Genomic DNA, 2,651 nt, shown 5'->3' with positions numbered 1-2,651 from the left:
ATTGTAGGTCGGGCTTTAGCCCGTCGGGAGTCTCGCCATAAGCGAAGCGTCATGCACCAATGACGGCGCGAACCGGTATTATGATCGGGGCAAATGGCGGATGATTCGGGGTGAATGGTGGCGAGTGCCGGAAAAAAGTGGCCTCTCTATGTTCTACGAATGCCATTCTTTAGCGACTAAATACAGGGGGCGGCTTTTAACTTCTTCATAGATACGGGCGATATAAAGCCCGATAATCCCTAGGCTAATCAGCAGTAAACTACCAATAAGTAATAGCAGTAAAATCACCGTGGTAAAGCCGGTTACAGCGGTGCCGATAGCCCATTGGTATAAAACATGAGCGCCCAGTACCGTACTAAACACTAACATTAGCAGGCCGATAATGGTGATTAAGTAGAGCGGGATCGATGAAAATGCGGTTATATTTCGTATCGAGTAGCGCAACAGATGCAGGCCATTCCATGACGAATCACCGATATGACGCTCTTGAACTTCAAAGGGTAAGGTAACGCTTTTAAAACCCATCCACTGTACCAAGCCCCGAAAAAACCGGATACGCTCTGGCAGTGCCAATAAAGTCTGAATCACGGTGGCATCCAGCAGCTTGTAATCACTTTGGTTTTCCAGTGTTAGCCCACTGGTGGATTTCATGCTTTTATAAAATAGGCCGCTTGCCCATGAATACCAACGGGACTCATCCCCGCGATGGGATTTAACCGCTTCCACCACTAGCACGCCCAGTTGCCAATGTTCCAGCATCTGAGGAATTAACGACAAAGGGTGTTGCAGATCGGTATCCAGAAGAATCACCGCATCGGCGTGATAACGTTCCAGCCCTGCTTGAATAGCCGCTTCTTTACCAAAATTGCGGGTCAACTGACACAGGGTTAACGTAAATGATTGAGGCTGGTAAAGCATCACCTGTTCACCAGTGTTATCGGTTGAACCATCGTCCACCACCACCACACGAAAACGGAACGTCTCTGGCAGCGCAGCCAGCGTCTGATCCAACTGCTGTAAAAAGAAACCGATGCCCGAAGCCTCATTCAACGCAGGGCAAATCAAAGTAATATCAGATCCTGTAGCCAATTTATTTTCCTCCCGTCACCAGCAAAGCAACCCCTGCCAACACCACAACAACCCCAATCCAGCCCTGAAGTGTTAGCTGCTCGCCAAACAGAAAAATAGCCAGCAAACTGGTCAGAATAAACTGAAACGCAACAAAAACCGGCACGGCAAGCACAAACGCAGACAGGGACAAAATACGGATCGTTAACAGAAACGCAACGCCATAACAGAGCAAGCCTCCTATCATGTAGACCAGATGCCACACCCCAACAGACAGCGTTCCTTCCTGATAGCGAATACCGCCCTCCGCAAATTTCAGCAGAGCCAACGCCCCGGTGTTACAACTGGCGGCCAGCAAGATCCAGAAAAAAGCACTCATATCTTTGCCTACCCCTCGTGGTGTTTGAATAAAACGGTTTCAGGCTCAGAAAACCACCAAGCACCGCCCTGACGCACAAACCAGTGATAGGTTTCCTCCGGCAGAGGCCGCACCAAACGCTGATCAAAATGCATCGCCGGAATCATCAGCCCCCGTTCAGGAAAATAAACACCGCCAGCGCCAGAAAACCCCTGCTGGGTTGGCGTGATCTGCCAGTGCAAACGTCCACCGGCATAGAACGTCAGCGGCTGCATAATCTCAACCGGATCTATCGGCTCCGGCCAGGGCTGGCAGGTTTGCGCCAGAGTCTTACGCGCTACCCACTCGGACTGCACTTGTCGGTCAGCAGTCCAAAAAGAGATAACCGGCAAGCGATCCCCCGGCTGAGCCAGTAGCTCACGGCAGTTGGGTGTAAAATGCAGCGAGCGCCCCTCAAACACCTGATAACCGCTCATTAGCCCTGCCAGTTTAAAGTAGGGCGGAACACCGATCACAGACACGTCATCTTTTGCTGCACGCTGCCACTTATCAACACCCTGTAGCGTATCAACACGCGTTAAGAGCGCCTGCACCTGTTGACGTTCAAGCCTTTCACTCTCAGGGAAAACCGGCGACCACAACCCAGGTATCAACAAAGCCGCCAGCAAAGACACACCCGCGCCAAAGGTAAATCTGCGCCCACCCGCGCCCAGCTTGTCCCCCATTGCTTTAAAACAGATTGCTTTAAAACAGCCCCGTGTAAAAAAATGCTCCGTCCCCAACTTAAACAAGACCAAAGCCAACCCGATATGAAACGGGTACATCAGGCGATCCCCGTGGTACTCCGGCATTCTGAAACCGTGGGGCGCGGCCAGCATAGGCGCTAACAGTAACCCCGCAAGCAAGACATAGGACAGAAAACGGCGGGGAGCCAGTAATAACGCAATAAAAGATAGCAACAGCAAGCCCCAGTGATTCGTCATATACCAGAGCGCAAAATGCTGCCATTGATCAAAAGAAACCATCCCTAGATCCGTCAGCAAGCCCACACCCTGCCGCCCTCCGGTAGAAAATCCCAACAGATAACCCTGCCAGCAGAGTACCAGCAGCAGCGCCACAGCCGGTATCAGTGCCAGCGCTCTATTTCGGTAAATCACAGCCCAGACCCAACAAACACCTAAAAGAGGCCAATAGATCTCTTTACTGGCAAAGGCTAAAAACAGTA

3 protein-coding genes are annotated in these 2,651 nt (G+C 51.2%); all 3 read right to left on the bottom strand.

Annotation, left to right across the window (positions count from 1 at the left end; genetic code table 11):
* Positions 1–153: 153 nt before the first annotated feature.
* Entirely contained in the window at positions 154–1,089 is a 936-nt protein-coding gene (locus G517_RS0111925; protein WP_028304600.1) for a glycosyltransferase family 2 protein, read from the bottom strand.
* 1 nt (position 1,090) lies between these two features.
* The gene (locus G517_RS0111920; protein WP_028304599.1) at positions 1,091–1,447 is read right to left on the bottom strand and encodes a hypothetical protein; all 357 of its coding nucleotides are present in this window, start codon (positions 1,445–1,447) and stop codon (positions 1,091–1,093) included.
* An 8-nt stretch (positions 1,448–1,455) separates the two neighbouring features.
* A partial coding sequence (locus G517_RS18930; RefSeq protein WP_036591404.1) for a hypothetical protein occupies positions 1,456–2,651 on the bottom strand: 1,196 nt, incomplete at its 5' end.

It is taken from the genome of Oceanospirillum maris DSM 6286, assembly GCF_000422865.1.
Classification (GTDB): Bacteria; Pseudomonadota; Gammaproteobacteria; order Pseudomonadales; family Halomonadaceae; genus Oceanospirillum; species Oceanospirillum maris.
Note: the sequence above shows the minus strand (reverse complement) of the source record. Positions and strands in the feature narration are given on the sequence as shown.